Annotated in this window: 17 protein-coding genes, 2 pseudogenes and 1 riboswitch; of the genes and pseudogenes, 15 read left to right on the plus strand and 4 right to left on the minus strand. The window is 63.3% G+C overall.

Annotated elements, in window-relative coordinates; genetic code table 11:
- Window position 1 precedes the first annotated feature (1 nt).
- The 5 genes from fabZ to VGH68_RS11245 all read left to right on the plus strand — a co-directional run bounded on the left by fabZ (window position 2) and on the right by VGH68_RS11245 (window position 4,144).
- Window positions 2–451, plus strand: a complete 450-nt coding sequence (gene fabZ / locus VGH68_RS11225) for a 3-hydroxyacyl-ACP dehydratase FabZ (protein ID WP_331603694.1) — start codon at window positions 2–4, stop codon at window positions 449–451.
- Window positions 452–544: 93 nt separating this feature from the next.
- Window positions 545–1,333 carry an acyl-ACP--UDP-N-acetylglucosamine O-acyltransferase gene (gene lpxA, locus VGH68_RS11230; protein ID WP_331603695.1) on the plus strand — a complete coding sequence of 263 codons (789 nt, stop codon included), beginning with the start codon at window positions 545–547 and terminating at the stop codon, window positions 1,331–1,333.
- A gap of 3 nt (window positions 1,334–1,336) precedes the next feature.
- Window positions 1,337–2,506, plus strand: coding sequence for a lipid-A-disaccharide synthase (lpxB, locus tag VGH68_RS11235; protein ID WP_331603696.1), 1,170 nt, complete (start codon window positions 1,337–1,339; stop codon window positions 2,504–2,506).
- Entirely contained in the window at window positions 2,503–3,249 is a 747-nt protein-coding gene (rnhB, locus tag VGH68_RS11240) for a ribonuclease HII (RefSeq protein ID WP_331603697.1), read from the plus strand. The genes lpxB and rnhB overlap by 4 nt, the downstream gene beginning before the upstream one ends.
- Window positions 3,250–3,358: 109 nt before the next feature.
- Window positions 3,359–4,144 (plus strand): RNA methyltransferase, encoded by a 786-nt coding sequence (locus tag VGH68_RS11245; protein ID WP_331603698.1) that lies wholly within the window; start codon window positions 3,359–3,361, stop codon window positions 4,142–4,144.
- A gap of 66 nt (window positions 4,145–4,210) precedes the next feature.
- On the opposite strand, the gene ppsR is transcribed toward VGH68_RS11245, so the two are convergent.
- Window positions 4,211–5,026 carry a posphoenolpyruvate synthetase regulatory kinase/phosphorylase PpsR gene (gene ppsR, locus VGH68_RS11250; RefSeq protein WP_331603699.1) on the minus strand — a complete coding sequence of 272 codons (816 nt, stop codon included), beginning with the start codon at window positions 5,024–5,026 and terminating at the stop codon, window positions 4,211–4,213.
- Between the two features lie 478 nt (window positions 5,027–5,504).
- On the opposite strand from ppsR, the gene ppsA reads away from it, so the two are divergent.
- The 3 genes from ppsA (at window position 5,505) to VGH68_RS11265 (ending at window position 9,620) form a co-directional block, all read left to right on the plus strand.
- On the plus strand, window positions 5,505–7,907 hold the full coding sequence (ppsA, locus tag VGH68_RS11255; protein WP_331603700.1) for a phosphoenolpyruvate synthase: 2,403 nt from the start codon (window positions 5,505–5,507) through the stop codon (window positions 7,905–7,907).
- Between the two features lie 161 nt (window positions 7,908–8,068).
- On the plus strand, window positions 8,069–8,530 hold the full coding sequence (locus VGH68_RS11260) for an NfeD family protein (protein ID WP_331603701.1): 462 nt from the start codon (window positions 8,069–8,071) through the stop codon (window positions 8,528–8,530).
- Window positions 8,531–8,672: 142 nt separating this feature from the next.
- Entirely contained in the window at window positions 8,673–9,620 is a 948-nt protein-coding gene (locus VGH68_RS11265; RefSeq protein ID WP_331603702.1) for an SPFH domain-containing protein, read from the plus strand.
- 108 nt (window positions 9,621–9,728) lie between these two features.
- Here the strand turns inward: VGH68_RS11265 and smpB are convergent, their stop codons facing one another.
- Window positions 9,729–10,175, minus strand: coding sequence for an SsrA-binding protein SmpB (gene smpB / locus VGH68_RS11270; RefSeq protein ID WP_331603703.1), 447 nt, complete (start codon window positions 10,173–10,175; stop codon window positions 9,729–9,731).
- 100 nt (window positions 10,176–10,275) lie between these two features.
- Here smpB and VGH68_RS11275 point away from each other — a divergent pair, with 100 nt between their 5' ends.
- Window positions 10,276–10,713 (plus strand): type II toxin-antitoxin system RatA family toxin, encoded by a 438-nt coding sequence (locus VGH68_RS11275; RefSeq protein ID WP_331603704.1) that lies wholly within the window; start codon window positions 10,276–10,278, stop codon window positions 10,711–10,713.
- A complete protein-coding gene (locus VGH68_RS11280) occupies window positions 10,710–11,042 on the plus strand; it encodes an RnfH family protein (RefSeq protein ID WP_331603705.1) in 333 nt (110 codons plus the stop codon). The genes VGH68_RS11275 and VGH68_RS11280 overlap by 4 nt, the downstream gene beginning before the upstream one ends.
- Before the next feature lie 64 nt (window positions 11,043–11,106).
- Here VGH68_RS11280 and VGH68_RS11285 read toward each other — a convergent pair whose 3' ends face one another.
- Window positions 11,107–12,084 carry a DMT family transporter gene (locus VGH68_RS11285; protein WP_331603706.1) on the minus strand — a complete coding sequence of 326 codons (978 nt, stop codon included), beginning with the start codon at window positions 12,082–12,084 and terminating at the stop codon, window positions 11,107–11,109.
- A 337-nt stretch (window positions 12,085–12,421) separates the two neighbouring features.
- Here VGH68_RS11285 and guaB point away from each other — a divergent pair, with 337 nt between their 5' ends.
- From guaB to VGH68_RS11305, 4 genes and pseudogenes are all read left to right on the plus strand, one after another.
- Window positions 12,422–13,882, plus strand: coding sequence for an IMP dehydrogenase (gene guaB / locus VGH68_RS11290; protein ID WP_331603707.1), 1,461 nt, complete (start codon window positions 12,422–12,424; stop codon window positions 13,880–13,882).
- A 6-nt stretch (window positions 13,883–13,888) separates the two neighbouring features.
- On the plus strand, window positions 13,889–14,710 hold the full coding sequence (locus VGH68_RS11295) for a hypothetical protein (RefSeq protein ID WP_331603708.1): 822 nt from the start codon (window positions 13,889–13,891) through the stop codon (window positions 14,708–14,710).
- Window positions 14,711–14,925: 215 nt separating this feature from the next.
- Entirely contained in the window at window positions 14,926–16,509 is a 1,584-nt protein-coding gene (gene guaA / locus VGH68_RS11300; RefSeq protein ID WP_331603709.1) for a glutamine-hydrolyzing GMP synthase, read from the plus strand.
- 222 nt (window positions 16,510–16,731) lie between these two features.
- A pseudogene (locus VGH68_RS11305) lies at window positions 16,732–16,926 on the plus strand (Arm DNA-binding domain-containing protein); the annotation flags it as partial.
- A 2-nt stretch (window positions 16,927–16,928) separates the two neighbouring features.
- Here the strand turns inward: VGH68_RS11305 and VGH68_RS11310 are convergent.
- Window positions 16,929–17,360 (minus strand): annotated as a pseudogene (locus VGH68_RS11310) (FAD-dependent oxidoreductase); the annotation flags it as partial.
- Between the two features lie 173 nt (window positions 17,361–17,533).
- Window positions 17,534–17,630, minus strand: a riboswitch (glycine riboswitch).
- A 239-nt stretch (window positions 17,631–17,869) separates the two neighbouring features.
- On the opposite strand from VGH68_RS11310, the gene VGH68_RS11315 reads away from it, so the two are divergent.
- On the plus strand, window positions 17,870–18,396 hold a 527-nt coding region (locus VGH68_RS11315; protein ID WP_331603710.1), incomplete at its 3' end, for an amidohydrolase.

Consider the following 18,396-nt stretch of genomic DNA (forward strand, 5'->3'; position numbering starts at 1 on the left):
AATCAATCTCGACATTCATAAGATTCTCACGCTGCTGCCGCATCGTTATCCGATCCTGCTGGTCGATCGGGTGCTCGAACTCGAGCCGCACAAGAACATCAAAGCGTTGAAGAACGTGTCGATCAATGAGCCGTATTTTCAAGGGCATTTCCCGACGCGGCCGGTGATGCCGGGCGTGCTGATTCTCGAAGCGCTCGCGCAGACGGCGGCGCTGCTGACGTTCTCGGAAGAGCCGAGCGATCCGACCAACACGCTTTACCTGTTCGTCGGCATCGACAACGCACGTTTCAAACGCGTCGTGGAGCCGGGTGATCAACTGATCCTTAATTGCACGTTCGAGCGTCACATGCGCGGCATCTGGAAGTTCAAGGCGCGCGCCGAAGTGGATGGGGCTGTCGCGGCGGAAGCCGATCTGATGTGCGCGGTGCGCCACACAGACAAAGACGCTTGAGACCCGGCGACGGGCAGAGGGCGGCGCACACGCGCACGACCGGCCCGCGACGGATCCATCCAGACAACGCAACAGAATCACAAGCGAGGACGCATGAGCAGGATTCATCCCACTGCGATCATCGAAGCGGGCGCGCAGCTCGACGAATCCGTCGAAGTCGGCCCGTATGCGGTCATCGGCGCGCACGTGACGATCGGCGCGCGCAGCACCGTCGGTTCGCACAGCGTGATCGAAGGCCACACCACGATCGGCGAAGACAACCGGATCGGCCATTACGCATCGGTCGGCGGACGTCCGCAGGACATGAAGTACAAGGACGAGCCGACCCGGCTCGTGATCGGCAGCCGCAATACGATCCGCGAGTTCACGACGATCCACACCGGTACGGTGCAGGACGCGGGCGTCACCTCGGTGGGTGACGACAACTGGATCATGGCGTACGTGCACATCGGCCACGACTGCCACGTCGGCAGTAACGTGATCCTGTCGAGCAACGCGCAGATGGCCGGTCATGTGACGATCGGCGACCACGCGATCATCGGCGGCATGTCGGGTGTGCATCAGTTCGTGCGTATCGGCGCGCATTCGATGCTCGGCGGCGCGTCGGCGCTCGTGCAGGACGTTCCGCCGTTCGTGATTGCGGCCGGCAACAAGGCCGAACCGCATGGCATCAACGTCGAGGGTCTGCGTCGCCGCGGTTTTTCGGCAGACGCGATTTCGGTGCTGCGCACCGCGTATCGCGTGCTGTACAAGAACGGGCTGTCACTCGAGGAGGCGAAGGTGCAACTGCGCGAGCTGGGCACAGCCGGCGGCGATGGCGACGCTCCGGTGCAGACGCTGCTCGCGTTCGTCGAAGCGTCGCAGCGCGGCATCATCCGCTAGCCGATGACGTTGCAACCCAGTCCGCTACGCGTTGCGATGGTGGCCGGCGAGCCGTCCGGCGACCTGCTCGCCGCGTCGCTGCTCGACGGTCTCGCGAGTCGCCTGCCGGCCGCCACCCAGTACTACGGCATCGGCGGTCCGCGCATGATCGCTACCGGCTTCGACGCGCACTGGCCGATGGAAAAACTCACGGTGCGCGGCTATGTCGAAGCGCTGCGCCACATTCCCGGCATCCTTGGCATCCGCAACGAACTGAAGCGCCAGTTGCTCGCCGAGCCGCCGTCGGTGTTCGTCGGCGTCGATGCGCCGGATTTCAACTTCGGGCTCGAGCACGCACTGCGCGACGCGGGCATTCCTACGGTTCACTTCGTCTGTCCGTCCATCTGGGCGTGGCGTGGTGGGCGCATCAAGAAGATCGCGAAGGCGGTCGACCACATGCTGTGCGTGTTCCCGTTCGAAACCGCGCTGCTGCAGAAGGCGGGCGTCACGGCGTCGTACGTGGGCCACCCGCTTGCCGATCAGATTCCGCTCGAACCCGACACGCAGGGCGCGCGCCGCACGCTGGGTCTCGCGCAAGACGGTCCGGTGATCGCGGTACTGCCGGGCAGCCGGCGCTCTGAGATCGATCTGATCGGACCGACGTTTTTCGCGGCGATGGAGATGATGCAGCATCAGGAGCCCACTGTGCGCTTCGTGATGCCGGCCGCCACGCCGGCGTTGCGCACGCTGCTGCAACCGCTCGTCGAGTCGCATCCGGGTCTCGCGCTGACCATCACCGACGGTCAGTCGCAGCTCGCGATGACCGCTGCCGACGCGATCCTCGTGAAGAGCGGCACGGTGACGCTCGAAGCCGCGCTGCTCAAAAAGCCGATGGTGATCTCGTATAAGGTGCCGTGGTTGACGGGCCAGATCATGCGTCGCCAAGGCTACCTGCCGTACGTCGGCCTGCCGAATATTCTGGCGGGGCGCTTCGTGGTGCCCGAGATCCTGCAGCACTTCGCGACGCCGCAGGCGCTCGCCGAGGCGACGCTCAAGCAGTTGCGCGACGAAGCGAACCGGCGCACGCTGACGGAAATCTTCACGGAGATGCATCACGTGCTGAAGCAGAACACCGCCCAGCGCGCGGCGGAGGTCGTGGCGAGTGTCGTCGAAAAGCGGGCGGGGCGGGTATGACCGCCGCGCGCGAGCCTCGCCGCAAGACCGCCGCCGTGGTTCGGCTGGCCGCGCAAGCCGGCCTCGACTTCGACCGCGCGGACGATATCGTCTGCGGCGTCGATGAAGCGGGACGTGGGCCGCTGGCCGGCCCGGTGGTTGCCGCGGCGGTCATTTTCGATCCGTCCAAGCCGATGATTCGCGGTCTCGACGATTCGAAGGCGCTCACGGCGAAAAAGCGCGAGCAGCTATACGACAAGATCGTCGATCGCGCGCTTGCCTACTGCGTCGCATCGGCGACGGTCGAGGAAATCGATTCGCTGAATATCCTCTACGCGACGATGCTCGCGATGAAGCGCGCGGTGGAGGGGCTATCGGTCGTGCCGACGCTCGTGAAGGTGGACGGTAACCGTTGCCCGACGCTCGCCATTCGCAGCGAAGCGGTGATCGGCGGCGACGCGCTCGTCAAGAGCATCTCGGCCGCGTCGATTCTCGCGAAAGTCACGCGCGATCGCATGCTGCTGGAACTGCATCAGACCTTTCCGGTGTACGGCTTTGACGCGCATGCCGGCTATGGCACCCCGCAGCATCTGGCGGCGCTGCGCGAGCATGGCCCGTGCGCGCATCATCGGCGATCGTTCGCGCCGGTGCGCGAAGCGCATCTGCGGCTCGGCACGGGTGTGCCGTTGCCGTCGCTCGACGCTATCGTCGTGCCCGACGCGCTGCTCGACGACGACGCGTTTGGCGAAGCCGGCATCGCGTAAAAGACCACACGAGCGGCGTACAAAGCGGCATCAGACGTCCGCGGCACGTCCGCGCTGCCGATCCAAAGCACCGCTCGCTCCTTTTGTATTCTCACTGCCTTCGCTGCCTGTGAAAGCCATCACCTCGCGGGACAATCCGCTCTACAAGCGCCTGAAGGCACTGGCCGGTTCGACGCATCAACAGCGCCGCGGCGGCCAGGCGCTGCTCGAGGGTTTCCACCTCGCGAGCGCCTATCTCGACGTCGCCGGGCAACCGGAATTCTGTGTCGTCACCGACGGCGCGCTGCGCCACGACGAAGCGCAGGCGATCGTGTCGCGGGTCGACGAGGATCGGCTCATCACGCTGCCGGACGCGTTGTTCGGCCAGTTGTCGAACGTCGTGCACGGGGTCGGCATTCTGCTGGTCGTCGGAAAACTCGATGCGCCGCTGCCCGATCGCATCACGCAGAACTGCCTCGTGCTCGACGGCGTGCAGGATGCGGGCAACGTCGGTTCGATCCTGCGTAGCGCGGCCGCCGCCGGCATTCAGCACGTGTTCTGCGCGCCGGGCACCGCGTACGCGTGGTCGTCGAAAGTGCTGCGCTCGGGCATGGGCGCGCATTTTCTATTGCAGATCCACGAGGACATCGATTCGAAGACGTTGATCGAACGCGTCGCGGTGCCGATCGTCATCACCGATTCGCATGGCGCCGAGGCAATCTACGATTCCGATCTGAGCGGGCCGCTTGCGTGGGTATTCGGCAACGAAGGGGCAGGGGTGTCGCAGCTTTGGCGCGACGCCGTGTCGTTACGCGTGACGATTCCGCAGCCAGGCGGCATGGAATCGCTGAACGTGGCCGCCGCTGCGGCTGTCTGCGTGTTCGAGCAATGCCGGCAGCAGCGCGGGCGAAAGTAACGCGCGCAGGCAGCGGTGGAGCAACCGCTCAAGATAGCCGCCGCAACCCGCCACCTCAACCGGCGCTTAATAAGATGACCGGTCGAGCTTGATTTCCTGCAGGATCGTCGTCGCGATCTCCTCGATCGACTTGTGCGTCGACGACAGCCACTTGATCCCCTCGCGCCGCATCATCGCTTCGGCTTCGTTGATCTCATAGCGGCAGTTTTCCGGCGCTGCGTACTTGCTGCCCGGCCGCCGTTCGTTGCGGATTTCCGACAGGCGCTGTGGATCGATCGACAAACCGAACATCTTCTGCCGATGCTCGAGCAGCGGCGTGGGCAGCTTGCCGCGTTCGAAGTCTTCGGGGATCAACGGATAGTTCGCGGCCTTCACGCCGTACTGCATCGCCAGATACAGGCTCGTCGGCGTTTTGCCGCTGCGCGATACGCCAACGAGGATCACGTCGGCGTCCGCGAGATTGCGGTTCGACTGACCGTCGTCGTGCGCGAGCGAGAAATTGATCGCTTCGATCCGGTTCTTGTATTCCTCGGTATCCGCGTTCTGGTGGCCGCGCCCCATCGCGTGGCTCGACTTCAGTTCGAGCTCCTGCTCGAGCGGCTCGACGAAGGTTTGAAACATGTCGAGCACGAGCGCGTTCGAGCCCTTGACGATCCGATTCGATGCACTGTCGACGAGCGTCGTGAAAACGATCGGGCGACGGCCATCCTGTACGAGCGCCTCGTTGATTTTTTCGAGCGTGGCGTAGGCCTTTTCGGTCGAATCCACGAACGGCACGCGAACCAGACGAAACTTCTGGTCGAACTGGGAGAGGATGGAATGCGCGAAGGTCTCGGCAGTGATCCCGGTACCGTCGGAGACGATGAATACGGTGGGCGGCATTAGCGGGGCTGTGAAATGGGACTATGCGGACAGACGGCGGCGCTCGCGCGGCACGCCGTGGACGCCACGATCGTACCTGAAAAGGAGCCGCGCGTCGCAAACGGCCGCTGGTTGGGTCCCGCCGCGATTCGACGCGCGATTCTCGCCCGAGCGCCACATTCAGGAATCGGCACGGTAGAATGGCGGCAACCTGTTGGATAAGCAATTGCAGGCGATCGGCGTCTAACTTGTCGCGAATGGTCGTTCAACACCGCGCTATCGCCCGCCAAGCCGCGCTGAACGTGGGCAATCGAACGGTAAATCCGGTGAATGCGGTGCTTCATCATCCGTTCAGCCGTCGCGGCCATGCAGCGCGCTCGTGTTACGGCGATTGCTTATCTAACAGGTTGTGCAAGACACCGGGTCGAGCTTCCAATGGGCCGCCCGGGTTCGAGCCCACTTGCACAGTCGTGAATTTCTTTCACACTTAGGGGCTTGTATGACTAACGCAGTTACCGTCGCAAAGGATAAGGCGTATGTAGTTCCGTTCGAGCAGTTGCGGATGACCGATGTCGAGATCGTGGGCGGCAAGAACGCATCGTTGGGCGAGATGATCAGCCAGCTCGCCGAAGCAGGCGTGCGGGTGCCGACCGGCTTCGCCACCACGGCGCTCGCTTTCCGCGACTTCCTGCACCACAACAATCTGACCGAACGTATCGCCAAACGTCTCGACACGCTCGACGTCGACGATGTGAAGGCGCTCGCCGAAGCGGGCAAGGAAATCCGTCAATGGATCGTCGACGCGCCGCTGCAGCCGCGGCTCGAGGCTGACATTCGCGCGGGGTTCGACACGCTGCAAAACAGCTCGCCCCAAGAGCTGTCGTTTGCGGTACGTTCGTCGGCGACCGCGGAAGACCTGCCGGACGCATCGTTCGCCGGTCAGCAGGAAAGCTACCTGAACGTGGTCGGTATCGACGACGTGCTCGATCGCATGAAGCACGTGTTCGCGTCGCTATACAACGACCGCGCAATCTCCTATCGCGTCCACAAGGGTTTCACGCACGCTGAAGTCGCGTTGTCCGCGGGCGTGCAGCGCATGGTGCGCTCGGACGTCGGCGCGGCCGGCGTGATGTTCACGCTGGACACGGAATCCGGTTTCAAGGACGCCGTGTTCATCACGTCCAGCTACGGCCTCGGCGAAACCGTCGTGCAGGGCGCGGTTAATCCGGACGAGTTCTACGTCTTCAAGACCACGCTCGCGCAGGGCAAGTACCCGATCATCCGCCGCTCGATCGGCTCGAAGCTGATCAAGATGGAATTCACGAAGCCGGGCGAGCCGGGCCGCGTGAAGACCGTCGACGTCGCGCACGAACAGCGCAACCGCTTTTCGATCACCGACGAAGACGTGATCGAACTCGCGAAGTACGCGGTCATCATCGAGAAGCACTACCAGCGTCCGATGGACATCGAGTGGGGCAAGGACGGCCGCGACGGCAAGATCTTCATCCTGCAGGCGCGCCCGGAGACCGTGAAGAGCCAGGGGGTGGGCAAGGCCGAGCAGCGCTTCAAGCTGAAGGGGCAGTCGAACGTGCTCGCCACCGGTCGCGCAATCGGCCAGAAGATCGGCGCCGGTCCGGTGCGCGTGATTCACGATCCGTCGGAAATGGACCGCGTGCAGCCGGGCGACGTGCTGGTCGCCGACATGACCGACCCGAACTGGGAGCCGGTGATGAAGCGCGCGTCGGCGATCGTCACGAACCGCGGCGGCCGTACCTGTCACGCGGCGATCATCGCGCGTGAGCTGGGCGTGCCGGCGGTGGTCGGCTGCGGCGACGCGACCGACGTGCTGAAGGAAGGCGCGCTCGTCACCGTATCGTGCGCGGAAGGCGACGAAGGCAAGATCTACGACGGCCTGCTCGAAACCGAAATCACCGAAGTGCAGCGCGGCGAGCTGCCGCCAATTCCGGTGAAGATCATGATGAACGTCGGCAACCCGCAACTGGCTTTCGACTTCTCGCAACTGCCGAACGCGGGCGTGGGTCTGGCGCGGCTCGAGTTCATCATCAACAACAACATCGGCGTGCACCCGAAGGCGATTCTCGAGTACCCGAACGTCGATCAGGACCTGAAGAAGGCGGTGGAAAGCGTCGCTCGCGGTCACGCGTCGCCGCGCGCGTTCTACGTCGACAAGCTGACCGAAGGCATCGCGACGATCGCGGCGGCGTTCTATCCGAAGCCCGTGATCGTGCGTCTGTCGGACTTCAAGTCGAACGAGTACAAGAAGCTGATCGGCGGTTCGCGTTACGAGCCGGACGAAGAAAACCCGATGCTCGGTTTCCGCGGCGCGTCGCGCTACATCGCCGAAGACTTCGCCGAAGCCTTCCAGATGGAATGCATCGCACTGAAGAAGGTGCGCGAAGAGATGGGCCTCGACAACGTCGAGATCATGGTGCCGTTCGTGCGTACGCTGAAGCAGGCGGAGCGCGTGGTCGGGCTGCTGGGCAAGTTCGGCCTGAAGCGCGGCGAGAACAACCTGCGCCTGATCATGATGTGCGAAGTGCCGTCGAACGCGATTCTCGCTGAAGAATTCCTGCAGTACTTCGACGGCTTCTCGATCGGCTCCAACGACCTCACGCAGCTCACGCTCGGCCTCGACCGCGACTCCGGCATGGAACTGCTCGCCGTCGACTTCGACGAGCGTGATCCGGCGGTCAAGTTCATGCTCAAGCGCGCGATCGAAACCTGTCTGCGCCTGAACAAGTACGTCGGCATCTGCGGCCAGGGCCCGTCCGACCACCCGGACTTCGCGCAATGGCTGACCGACGAAGGCATCGCGTCGATCTCGCTGAACCCCGACACGATCATCGAGACGTGGCAGCAACTGGCGAAGTCGAGGCAGTAACCGGCGGCACCGCGCATGCCGCCTTTCACGCGGCATGCATAAGGTGCGGCAAGCAGCGTGCGAACGCGTCGACGCTTGCCGCATCTCAGATTAAATGCACGTTCGCTTCGTGCTATAAACACCCCGGTAGACCCGGGGTGTTTTGCTTTGTGGAGATCGACGTGGCGCCTGGTGGACTGTTCTGGTGGATCGGGGCGGGTGTGCTTGTCGTGCTGGAGCTGATGAGCGGCACTTTCTATCTGTTGATGATCGCACTCGGCTGCGTGGCCGCCGCGCTTGCGCATATCGCCGGCGCCGCCGCCGACGTGCAGTTCGCCGTTGCCGCCGTGGTCGCGCTGGCCGCGGTCGTGGCGCTGCGGCGCTCGCGTTTCGGACGCCGCAAGCGTGAGCAGGCATCGCGCAACCCGGACGTCAACCTGGATATCGGCCAGACGCTGAACGTGCCCGCGTGGCAAGGCCGCAAAGCGCGCGTCACCTATCGCGGCGCGGCGTGGGACGTGGAGCTCGCCACAGGCGAGCCGGAAGACGCGCTGGTTTACGAAATCCGGGAATTGCGCGGCAGTTGCCTCGTCGTCGTCGCAAGCCGGCATCCGAAGGCCAATGCGACGGCAGTTCGAACGTGAACTTGCAATTCGCGACACAGACTCATCGATATCCGTTCGTAACGCGAAGCGCGCAAGCCTGAGCTGCAAAAGACGCAGAAAAGACGCAGGCTCGCATCAAGCTGCGCACAACTATTCGAATCATGGACCGGAGGGTAGTCGTATGGATTCAACCATCGTCGGGGCAGTGCTGTTGATCGTCGTTATCGTGCTCGCGTCGCAGACCATCAAGATCGTGCCGCAGCAGCATGCGTGGGTGCTCGAGCGTCTCGGCCGCTATCATGCGACGCTCACGCCGGGCCTGAGCTTCGCGTTTCCGTTCGTCGACCGGATCGCGTACAAGCACGTGCTAAAGGAGATTCCGCTCGAAGTGCCGAGCCAGGTATGTATCACGCGCGACAACACGCAACTGCAAGTCGACGGCGTGCTGTATTTCCAGGTCACCGATCCGATGAAGGCGTCGTACGGGTCGAGCAACTTCGTATTCGCGATCACGCAACTGTCACAGACCACGCTGCGCTCGGTCATCGGTAAGCTCGAGCTCGACCGGACCTTCGAGGAGCGCGATTTCATCAACCACAGCATCGTTTCGTCGCTCGACGAAGCCGCGGCGAACTGGGGTGTGAAGGTGTTGCGCTACGAGATCAAGGACCTGACGCCGCCAAAGGAAATCCTGCACGCGATGCAGGCGCAGATCACCGCCGAGCGCGAAAAGCGCGCGCTGATCGCGGCGTCGGAAGGCCGCAAGCAGGAGCAGATCAATATTGCGTCGGGCGGCCGCGAGGCGGCGATCCAGAAGTCAGAGGGCGAACGCCAGGCGGCGATCAATCAGGCGCAGGGCCAGGCGTCGGCGATTCTGGCCGTGGCCGAGGCCAACTCGCAAGCGATCCAGAAGATCGCGGCGGCGATCCAGTCGAACGGTGGCATGGAGGCGGTGAATCTGAAGGTCGCCGAACAGTATGTGAACGCCTTTTCGAATCTCGCCAAGCAGGGCACGACGCTGATCGTGCCGGGTGACATGTCGAACATGAGTTCGATGATCGCGTCGGCGCTGACGATCGTAAGCAAGGGCAGAACCGGAGGTGAGGCGGCTCGAAGCGACGCGCGCTGACGCCGCATCAGCCGGCACCGAGGCTCACGCGCCGCGTAAAAAGAAATGGCCCGCACATGATGTGCGGGCCATTTTTATTGGGCCTCGTTGGCCATGCTGCGGCGAAATTCAACTCGGCGAGCGCATCAAGCGCGCTTTCTCGCGCTCCCAGTCGCGCTTCTTCTCGGTCTCGCGTTTGTCGTGCTGCTTTTTGCCCTTCGCGAGGCCGATCTCGCATTTGACGCGACCGTTCTTGTAGTGAAAGTTCAGCGGCACCAGCGTATAGCCGCTGCGCTCGACCTTGCCGATCAGCTTGCCGATCTGCTCGCTGTGCAGCAGCAGCTTGCGCGTGCGCACCGGGTCGGGCTTGATATGGGTCGACGCCTCGGGCAGCGGGCTGATGTGCGTGCCGATCAGGAACAGTTCGCCGTTGCGGATCACCACGTAGCCTTCCTTGATCTGGCCGCGCCCGGCGCGCAACGCCTTGACCTCCCATCCTTCAAGCACGAGTCCGGCTTCGTAGCGTTCCTCGACCGAGTAGTCGAAGAAGGCTTTTCTGTTGTCGATGATGCTCATGAATGGAAAGTGCCCAACTCGTTTAAAATCACGATTTTAGCAAAGCGGGACAAGGAAAGCCCGCCGCGCCCGTCCACCCTTGCCACGCGCTGTTCAATTTATGGCAGATGTCCAGAAAACCGTGCTGATCCGTCATTCGGCGGAGCGGATGTTCGACCTCGTCACCGACGTCGCCGATTACCCCAACTTTCTGCCCTGGTGCGGTGGCGTCGAAATCCGCCGCCAGGACGAACACGGCATGGAGGCGAAGATCGATATCAACTTCAAGGGCATCAGGCAGCATTTTGCGACGCGCAACTCGATGGAACGGCCCACGCGCATCGACATGGAATTCGCCGACGGCCCGTTTCGCAAGTTCACCGGCTTCTGGCGCTTCACGCCCCTGCGCGCCGACGCCTGCAAGATCGAGTTCGCGCTGCACTACGAATTCACCAATATCCTGCTCGAGAAGATCATCGGGCCGGTGTTCAGTCACATCGCCAATACATTCGTCGAATCGTTCGTCAAGCGCGCCAACCAGCGCTATGGTCAGGCATGAGCGCGCGTCTGTCGGTTGAGGTCTGCTACGCGTTGCCCGATGCGCAGACGCTGATCGCAGTCGAATTGCCCGCCGGCGCGACGCTGCAACAGGCGCTCGACGCGAGTGGGATCCTCAAGCGCTTTCCATCGATCGATCTGAACACACAGAAGGTGGGTGTATTCGGCAAGCTCAAACCGCTCGATACCGTGCTCGCCGATCATGACCGCGTCGAGATCTACCGGCCGCTGCTGGTCGATCCGAAGGTGTCGCGCCAGCGCCGCGTCGAGAAGACGCGCAAGGCGGGCTCGATCGAAGGGCGCCGCTGGTTGAACAAGGACTCGCGCTAGGCGCGCCCGAGCGGCAACGCAGTGGGCTACGCGCGCGATGCTGCCGCTCGCAGTCAGTCCCGCCTCAAGGCGCCGACGTCCGCGCTTTATCTTCGAAACGCGCCGCGCCCGACGAATCGTCGTCCGAATGCTGGCGCACCGACCAGCATACCCCCGCCACCAGCAGTAGGATCGCCGCGAGTTCCAGCGGGCGGGGCAGGCGCTGGTCGTAAATGAACGCATACAGCAGCGCGAACAGCGTCTCGAACACGATCATCTGGCCAGACAGCGTGAGCGGCAGCCGTTTCGACGCGGCGTTCCACAGCCCGTTGCCGAGCCACGACGCACCGACCGCGAGCAGCAGATTGCAGGTCCAGAACGTATGCCAGCGCGCGCCGGCCAGTTCGCCCTGCGGGCCGCCCGGCGGCAGCACCGCGATCACGACCCACAACGCCCCGCCAAGGGCGCCCGTCACGACGCCCCATAGCACCGACCACTCGTTGCCACTGAAACGCGTGTGACGCTGCAGATAGCGGGCATTTTCGACCGCGAACCACGTCCAGAAGCCAAGCGCGCCGACCGCGCAGGCGAGCCCGACCAGGCGCGTCGCGACGCTCATCGGCGCCACGCCTGCTACCGTGAACACGTCGATATTGATACAAACGATGCCGGCCATCACGACCACGAGCGGCCATGCGAGGCGCGCGAGCGGCACCGCGCCTTGATCGCGCCGGCCGGCCAGCGTGACGGTGACCGGCAGCACGCCGACGATCAGCGATGCTGGTGCGATCCCGATCAGATGCACGGCGGCCGTCAGCAGCAGGTAATAGACGATGTTGCCGACGAGCGCGAGCTTGACGAGCGCGATCAGATCGTCGCGGGTCAGGCGCTTCAGAAGGGAACCCGCGATCGGCAGCGCCGCGACCAGCGACACGGCGCCGTACATCACGTAGCGGCCGGCGCTCAGCAGCAGCGGCGAGAAGTCGGACAGCGCGCGCGGGATCAGAAACACCATGCCCCATAAGGCCCCGGCCATTACCCCATAGATGACACCGCGCTGCATCGACTGCCCCTGCTCGAAAAACTGGAATGATCGGCAGAATAGCGGTTGAGCGGTGCGGCGTCTTGTTCGATCCTGCATTCGGATCCAGCCGGCGGCGTTGCGGTCCGACTGAACGGCGGTGAAGGCGCTTACTTGTAGCTTTCAATGGGCGGTTATCGTGGCTTCTGGCTGCGAACGCGCAAACGAAACCGGACCGAACCCGGCGCGAACCGCCGAGCGAAATCAGCGGTCCGGGGAGCGCGTAAAAAATCGCCGCGAATTCGCTAAGCTGCTGTTCGCGCAGTGAAAACCGGGGAGGTATCGCGTATAATTCGCTTTTGCGCCTATAGGATTTGCCATGCGTCTGATCCAAACAGCACTCACGTTCGATGACGTGCTTCTCGTCCCCGCCTTCTCCGATGTTCTCCCGCGCGACACCAGCCTCAAGACCAAGCTGACCCGCAACATCTCTCTGAACATGCCGCTCGTGTCCGCCGCGATGGACACGGTAACCGAAGCACGTCTGGCCATCGCCATGGCGCAAATGGGCGGTGTCGGGATCATCCACAAGAACCTTACGCCGGCCGAGCAGGCGCGTGAAGTCGCTAAGGTCAAGCGTTTCGAGTCGGGCGTGGTGCGCGATCCGATCACGGTGCCGCCGCAGATGAAGGTTCGCGACGTGATCGCGCTGTCGCGTCAGCATGGCATTTCGGGCTTCCCGGTCGTCGAAGGCGCGCAGCTCGTCGGTATCGTGACGAACCGCGACCTGCGCTTCGAAGAGCGTCTGGACGAGCCGGTGCACAACATCATGACGCCGCGCGAGCGTCTGGTCACCGTCAAGGAAGGCACGCCGCTCGCGCAAGCGAAGGCGCTGATGCATAGCCACCGCCTCGAGCGCGTGCTGGTCGTCAACGACGCGTTCGAATTGCGCGGCCTGATGACCGTCAAGGACATCACCAAGCAGACCGAGCACCCCGACGCATGCAAGGACGAACACGGCAAGCTGCGCGCGGGCGCGGCGGTCGGCGTCGGCGAGGATAACGAAGAGCGTGTCGAGCTGCTGGTGCAGGCGGGGGTGGACGTGATCGTCGTCGACACCGCGCATGGTCATAGCAGGGGCGTGCTCGAGCGCGTCAAGTGGGTCAAGCAGAACTTCCCGCACGTCGAAGTGATCGGCGGCAACATCGCGACCGCCGCGGCCGCGAAGGCGCTGGTCGAATACGGCGCTGACGGCGTCAAGGTGGGGATCGGCCCGGGCTCGATCTGCACCACGCGAATCGTCGCCGGTGTCGGCGTCCCGCAGGTCACTGCGATCTCGAACGTATCCGACGCGCTGAAGGGCACCGGCGTGCCGGTCATCGGCGATGGCGGGGTGCGCTTCTCGGGCGACATCAGCAAGGCGCTCGCCGCGGGCGCGAACGCGGTCATGATGGGCAGCATGTTCGCCGGCACCGAAGAGGCGCCGGGCGACGTGTTCCTGTACCAGGGCCGCCAGTACAAGTCGTACCGCGGCATGGGCTCGGTCGGTGCGATGAAGGACGGCGCCGCGGACCGCTACTTCCAGGACAACTCGGCGAACATCGACAAGCTGGTGCCGGAAGGCATTGAAGGCCGCGTCGCGTACAAGGGCTCGGTCAACGCGATCCTGTTCCAGCTGATCGGCGGCGTGCGCGCGAGCATGGGCTATTGCGGCTGCCGCACGATCGCCGAAATGAACGAGAAGGCCGAGTTCGTGCAGATCACCGGCGCGGGTCTGCGCGAGTCGCACGTGCATGACGTGCAGATCACCAAGGAAGCGCCTAACTACCACGTGGAATAAACGCCGATGAAGCCACTGCTGCGCGTTGTATTGATCCTGGATGCGTTGGTGCTGCTGGCGTTCGGCCTGCTGTTCCTGCTGACGCCGTGGGCTTCGCTGTACAACGACCTGCAGCTGGTGCCAACGCAGCCGGCGCTGGTCGGCCAGGCATTCGGCGTCGCGCTGATCGGGCTCGCGTGGCTCGCGGTGCATGCGTCGTTCGACGGCGCGTTGACGTCGACGGTCGCGAAGGTCGTCGGGCACGTGCACTGGCTGAGCGGCGTGCTGATGCTGGTGTGGCTGCTAGGGCTGCGCACGCCGTCGCTGACTGGCTTCGGGCAGATCGTCTCGGTGCTGGCAGGCGTTGCGCTGGTGGTGATCGGGCTGGGTGGTGTCAGGCTGTCGGGCGCGGTTCGGCGGCGCGAGAAGGGGGGCGTGGTCAAGTCTTCTTCGGGGCGGACCGACAAGCGGACCGACAGGCGTGCCGCCAAAGAGGCGGAGAAAGAGGCCGAAACGGAAGCCGCACGGCGGCGTGAACTCGAGCGCGCTACGCCGCGCGAGCCGCATGTCACCGCGGGCTTTCCGGTCTATCACGCCGAACCGGTGGCCGAGCCTGTCGTGCCGGTAACTCGGCCGCTCAACCAGGCTACCCCCGCCGCTGGCACCGCGGCTGCCCCCACGGCTGCTCCGTCTGCTGCGTCTACCGTCAGCCCCGCGGCGCCGCTTCATCCCGCCGCGAGCGAGCGCAGCTTGAGCGAGCCGGAACGCGCGGCTCGCGCGGCGGCTGCCTCTGGCGGCGACACCCGCGACGACGCGCCCGGTACACCCCGGCCGCCGTTTCATGGTTGACGCGCGTCGCGCCACACCGTTCGCCGAAGCTACCGGGTTTCGTCCGCGCGCGCCGCAAGCAGCCAGCCTCGGTGTTGGCCGCGGCCACGCGCTTCATCGACATGTTCCAGGTTCGCGCGGCGCTTTATGCGGCGCCTGCCGTACCGTTTTGAATCCAACGCCGCGCGTCGTGCGCGGCATTCCGTATCCGCTCACTTCTGATTCCGTCCGCTGCCATGCATGACAAGATCCTGATCCTCGACTTCGGTTCGCAAGTCACCCAACTGATTGCACGTCGCGTTCGCGAAGCCAACGTGTATTCGGAAATCCATCCGTACGACGTCGACGCGTCGTTCATCCGCGACTTCGCGCCGAAGGGGGTGATCCTCTCCGGCGGCCCGAGTTCGGTCACCGAGGAAGATACGCCGCGCGTGCCGCAAGCGGTCTTCGAACTTGGCGTGCCGGTGCTCGGCATCTGCTACGGCATGCAGGCGATGGCCGAGCAGCTCGGCGGCAGGGTCGATATCGGCCATCTGCGCGAATTTGGCTACGCCGAAGTGCGCGCGCGCAACCACACGAGCCTGCTCGAAGGCATTCAGGATTTCACGACGCCCGAAGGCCACGGCATGCTGAAGGTGTGGATGAGCCACGGTGACAAGGTGCTCGAAATGCCGCCGGGCTTCGCGCTGATGGCATCGACGGAGTCGTGTCCGATCGCCGCGATGGCCGACGAACGGCGCCGCTTCTACGGCCTGCAATGGCACCCGGAAGTCACGCACACCGTGCAGGGCCGCGCGATGCTCGAGCGCTTCGTGCTGCAGATCTGCGGCGCGAAGGCCGACTGGGAAATGGGCCACTACATCGACGAGGCAGTCGCGAAGATTCGCGCGCAGGTCGGCAACGAGCACGTCATTCTGGGGCTGTCGGGCGGCGTGGATTCGTCGGTTGCCGCTGCGCTGCTACATCGCGCGATCGGCGATCAGCTGACCTGCGTGTTTGTCGACCACGGTCTGCTGCGCCTGAACGAAGTCGAGCAGGTGATGGCGCTATTCGCCGATCACCTCGGCGTGAAGGTGATCCACGTCGACGCGAGCGAAGCGTTCCTCGGCAAGCTGGCCGGCGTGACCGATCCGGAAGCGAAGCGCAAGATCATCGGCGCGGAATTCGTCGAAGTGTTCCAGGCCGAAGCGGCCAAGCTGACCGACGCCAAATGGCTCGCGCAGGGCACAATCTATCCGGACGTGATCGAATCGGCGGGCAAGGGCAAGAAGGCCGCGCAGACGATCAAGAGCCACCACAACGTCGGCGGCCTGCCGGAGACGCTGAACCTGAAGCTGCTCGAACCGCTGCGCGAGCTGTTCAAGGACGAAGTGCGAGAACTCGGCGTGAAGCTCGGTCTGCCGCACTCGATGGTGTATCGCCACCCGTTCCCGGGCCCGGGTCTGGGCGTGCGGATTCTCGGTGAAGTGAAGCGCGATTTCGCGGACCTGCTGCGCCGCGCGGACGCGATTTTCATCGAGACGCTGCGCAACACGATCGATAAGGAAACCGGCAAGTCCTGGTACGACCTGACGAGCCAGGCATTTGCGGTGTTCCTGCCGGTGAAGAGCGTCGGCGTGATGGGCGATGGCCGGACATACGAGTACGTCGTCGCGCTGCGCGCTGTGCAAACGCTCGACTTCATGACTGCGCACTGGGCGCATCTGCCGCATGAATTGCTGGGGCAGGTGTCGAACCGCATCATTAATGAAGTGCGGGGGATTAACCGGGTTGTGTACGACATCTCGGGGAAGCCACCGGCAACGATTGAGTGGGAATGATTTAGACTGCTCCCAAGTCGTTCCGGGAGGTCCGGTTTTACATGTTTTTCCGTTTAAAAACATGAGGTTATTGTCCGGCGTGGTCTGCTGTGATCCGGGCAATGCCTGGTGGAAAAGTCGGTATCGGTGACGGTATCGACGTTCCTTCCTCGGACGGCCTTGTCCGATACCGTCAAATCAGTCTGACGGTATCGGTTGACGGTATACGTTCGAGGAGTCCCTATGCTCACGGACATGCAGTTGCGAACGCTGAAACCGGCTCAGAAGATCTACAAGGTTGCCGATCAGCGGGGGCTCTATGCGGCAGTGATGCCTTCAGGCGCGGTGAGCTTCCGGTACGACTACCGAGTGAACGGTCGCCGGGAAACCCTGGTTATCGGCCGCTACGATCCATCACTTTCCGCACGGAAGCCGCGCACTTTCGCCGTCTTGTAGAAGTGCAGAATGCCCCGCCGTTCCAGATCGAAGTCGATACCCTCACGCTCAGCAGTCGCGAACAGATGCTCGCGCGCGGCAATTGCCAGGCGCACTGTCTCGACGGTGTTAGCCCGATAGTTTGGGATCTGGCGAAGAAATTCGCCGAGCCAGGAATACTTGTGCCATGTAGGCAGTGGATTGAGTAGCAGCGGTGCATCGCGCGTAAACATCCAGCGCAGCCCCTTGAGCACGGTTGCTGCGCTGTTCCAGACTTCGGCATTGCACGCAGATAACTGCCCGCCGTTGGCGAACGACGTTTCCATTGCCGCATAGCGGTGACGCTCGAAGACGGTGACTTCGAAGCCTCGTTGTGCGAGGGCGTAAGCAGTCGTGACGCCGGTAATCCCGGCGCCAATGATGGCGATTCGTGACATGACATGGTCCAGAGTGAATTGAGCATCGCCAGTGTTTGCAACGGTCGATGCAAACATGCTGGCTCCAATGCCCCATCTGTCCATGTACCTGAGAGTTTCTTCCTCGTGCTGGATGTGCGAGGAATCCCCTTCGGTGGGCGCGTCTGATATGCAGCGCGCCGCTCTCCAGATGTTCTGACTGCGCGGTCCTTTTGCCTGAGAGTTTCCGGGGCGGTTGCTCCATCGGCGCCGTCATGCACTGAAACTGACGGTCTCTCCCGCGTTTGTCTTGCCGAACGATGCGACGATAACGGTCCGGCGAATTCCATGCAAGCGTTTTATAGCGATGTTTCCGTGCTGCGGAAGGCTCATCTATCAAGAACATGCGCAAGTCAGAGTGATCAAACCAAAAGTTATATATATGAGAACATTCGATTTGACCTGGCGATTCTTGCCGGACACGATGTCATTTTCTCTTATGCGGGGGCCGAGGTGATCTTCAGCCGTCTCGCGATACCTTGGAGAGTGACATGCCTATAGATTGCCTGATTGCGGATATCGTCGAGAGCGCCGATCGGTTCACGCAGCTGCGCCGTGATATCCATGCGCATCCCGAACTCGGATTCGACGTCACACGCACCGCCGACATCGTTGCCAAAAACCTGAGAGAGTGGGGCTATCGGGTGGAGACTGGGATCGGACGCAGCGGAGTCGTTGCGCAAATGACGAATGGCAGTGGCACGCGCAGGATTGGTTTGCGTGCCGACATGGACGCGTTGCCTGTTGTCGAGAACACGGGATTGCCGTGGGAAAGCCAGCATCACGGCCATATGCATGCTTGTGGGCATGATGGCCACACCGCGATGCTGCTGGCGGCGGCGGAATACCTGGCGAAGACGCGCCACTTCGACGGTACGGTGAACCTGATTTTCCAGCCGAACGAAGAAAATCTATGTGGCGCGCCAGCGATGATCGAAGACGGATTATTCGAGCGATTTCCTTGCGATGCGGTATACGCGATGCATAACGCGCCAGGCATCCCGGTCGGCAAAGTCCT

The organism is Paraburkholderia sp. (assembly GCF_036488505.1).
Classification (GTDB): Bacteria; Pseudomonadota; Gammaproteobacteria; order Burkholderiales; family Burkholderiaceae; genus Paraburkholderia.

Bases quoted from the DNA above. Each gene is read 5' to 3' on its own strand.
- lpxB (WP_331603696.1), top strand. From the start codon at position 1,337: ATGACGTTGCAACCCAGTCCGCTACGCGTTGCGATGGTGGCCGGCGAG.
- VGH68_RS11295 (WP_331603708.1), top strand. From the start codon at position 13,889: ATGAAGCCACTGCTGCGCGTTGTATTGATCCTGGATGCGTTGGTGCTG.
- VGH68_RS11275 (WP_331603704.1), top strand. From the start codon at position 10,276: ATGGCAGATGTCCAGAAAACCGTGCTGATCCGTCATTCGGCGGAGCGG.
- lpxA (WP_331603695.1), top strand. From the start codon at position 545: ATGAGCAGGATTCATCCCACTGCGATCATCGAAGCGGGCGCGCAGCTC.
- ppsA (WP_331603700.1), top strand. From the start codon at position 5,505: ATGACTAACGCAGTTACCGTCGCAAAGGATAAGGCGTATGTAGTTCCG.
- VGH68_RS11285 (WP_331603706.1), bottom strand. From the start codon at position 12,084: ATGCAGCGCGGTGTCATCTATGGGGTAATGGCCGGGGCCTTATGGGGC.
- VGH68_RS11280 (WP_331603705.1), top strand. From the start codon at position 10,710: ATGAGCGCGCGTCTGTCGGTTGAGGTCTGCTACGCGTTGCCCGATGCG.
- VGH68_RS11265 (WP_331603702.1), top strand. From the start codon at position 8,673: ATGGATTCAACCATCGTCGGGGCAGTGCTGTTGATCGTCGTTATCGTG.
- guaB (WP_331603707.1), top strand. From the start codon at position 12,422: ATGCGTCTGATCCAAACAGCACTCACGTTCGATGACGTGCTTCTCGTC.
- guaA (WP_331603709.1), top strand. From the start codon at position 14,926: ATGCATGACAAGATCCTGATCCTCGACTTCGGTTCGCAAGTCACCCAA.
- smpB (WP_331603703.1), bottom strand. From the start codon at position 10,175: ATGAGCATCATCGACAACAGAAAAGCCTTCTTCGACTACTCGGTCGAG.
- rnhB (WP_331603697.1), top strand. From the start codon at position 2,503: ATGACCGCCGCGCGCGAGCCTCGCCGCAAGACCGCCGCCGTGGTTCGG.
- ppsR (WP_331603699.1), bottom strand. From the start codon at position 5,026: ATGCCGCCCACCGTATTCATCGTCTCCGACGGTACCGGGATCACTGCC.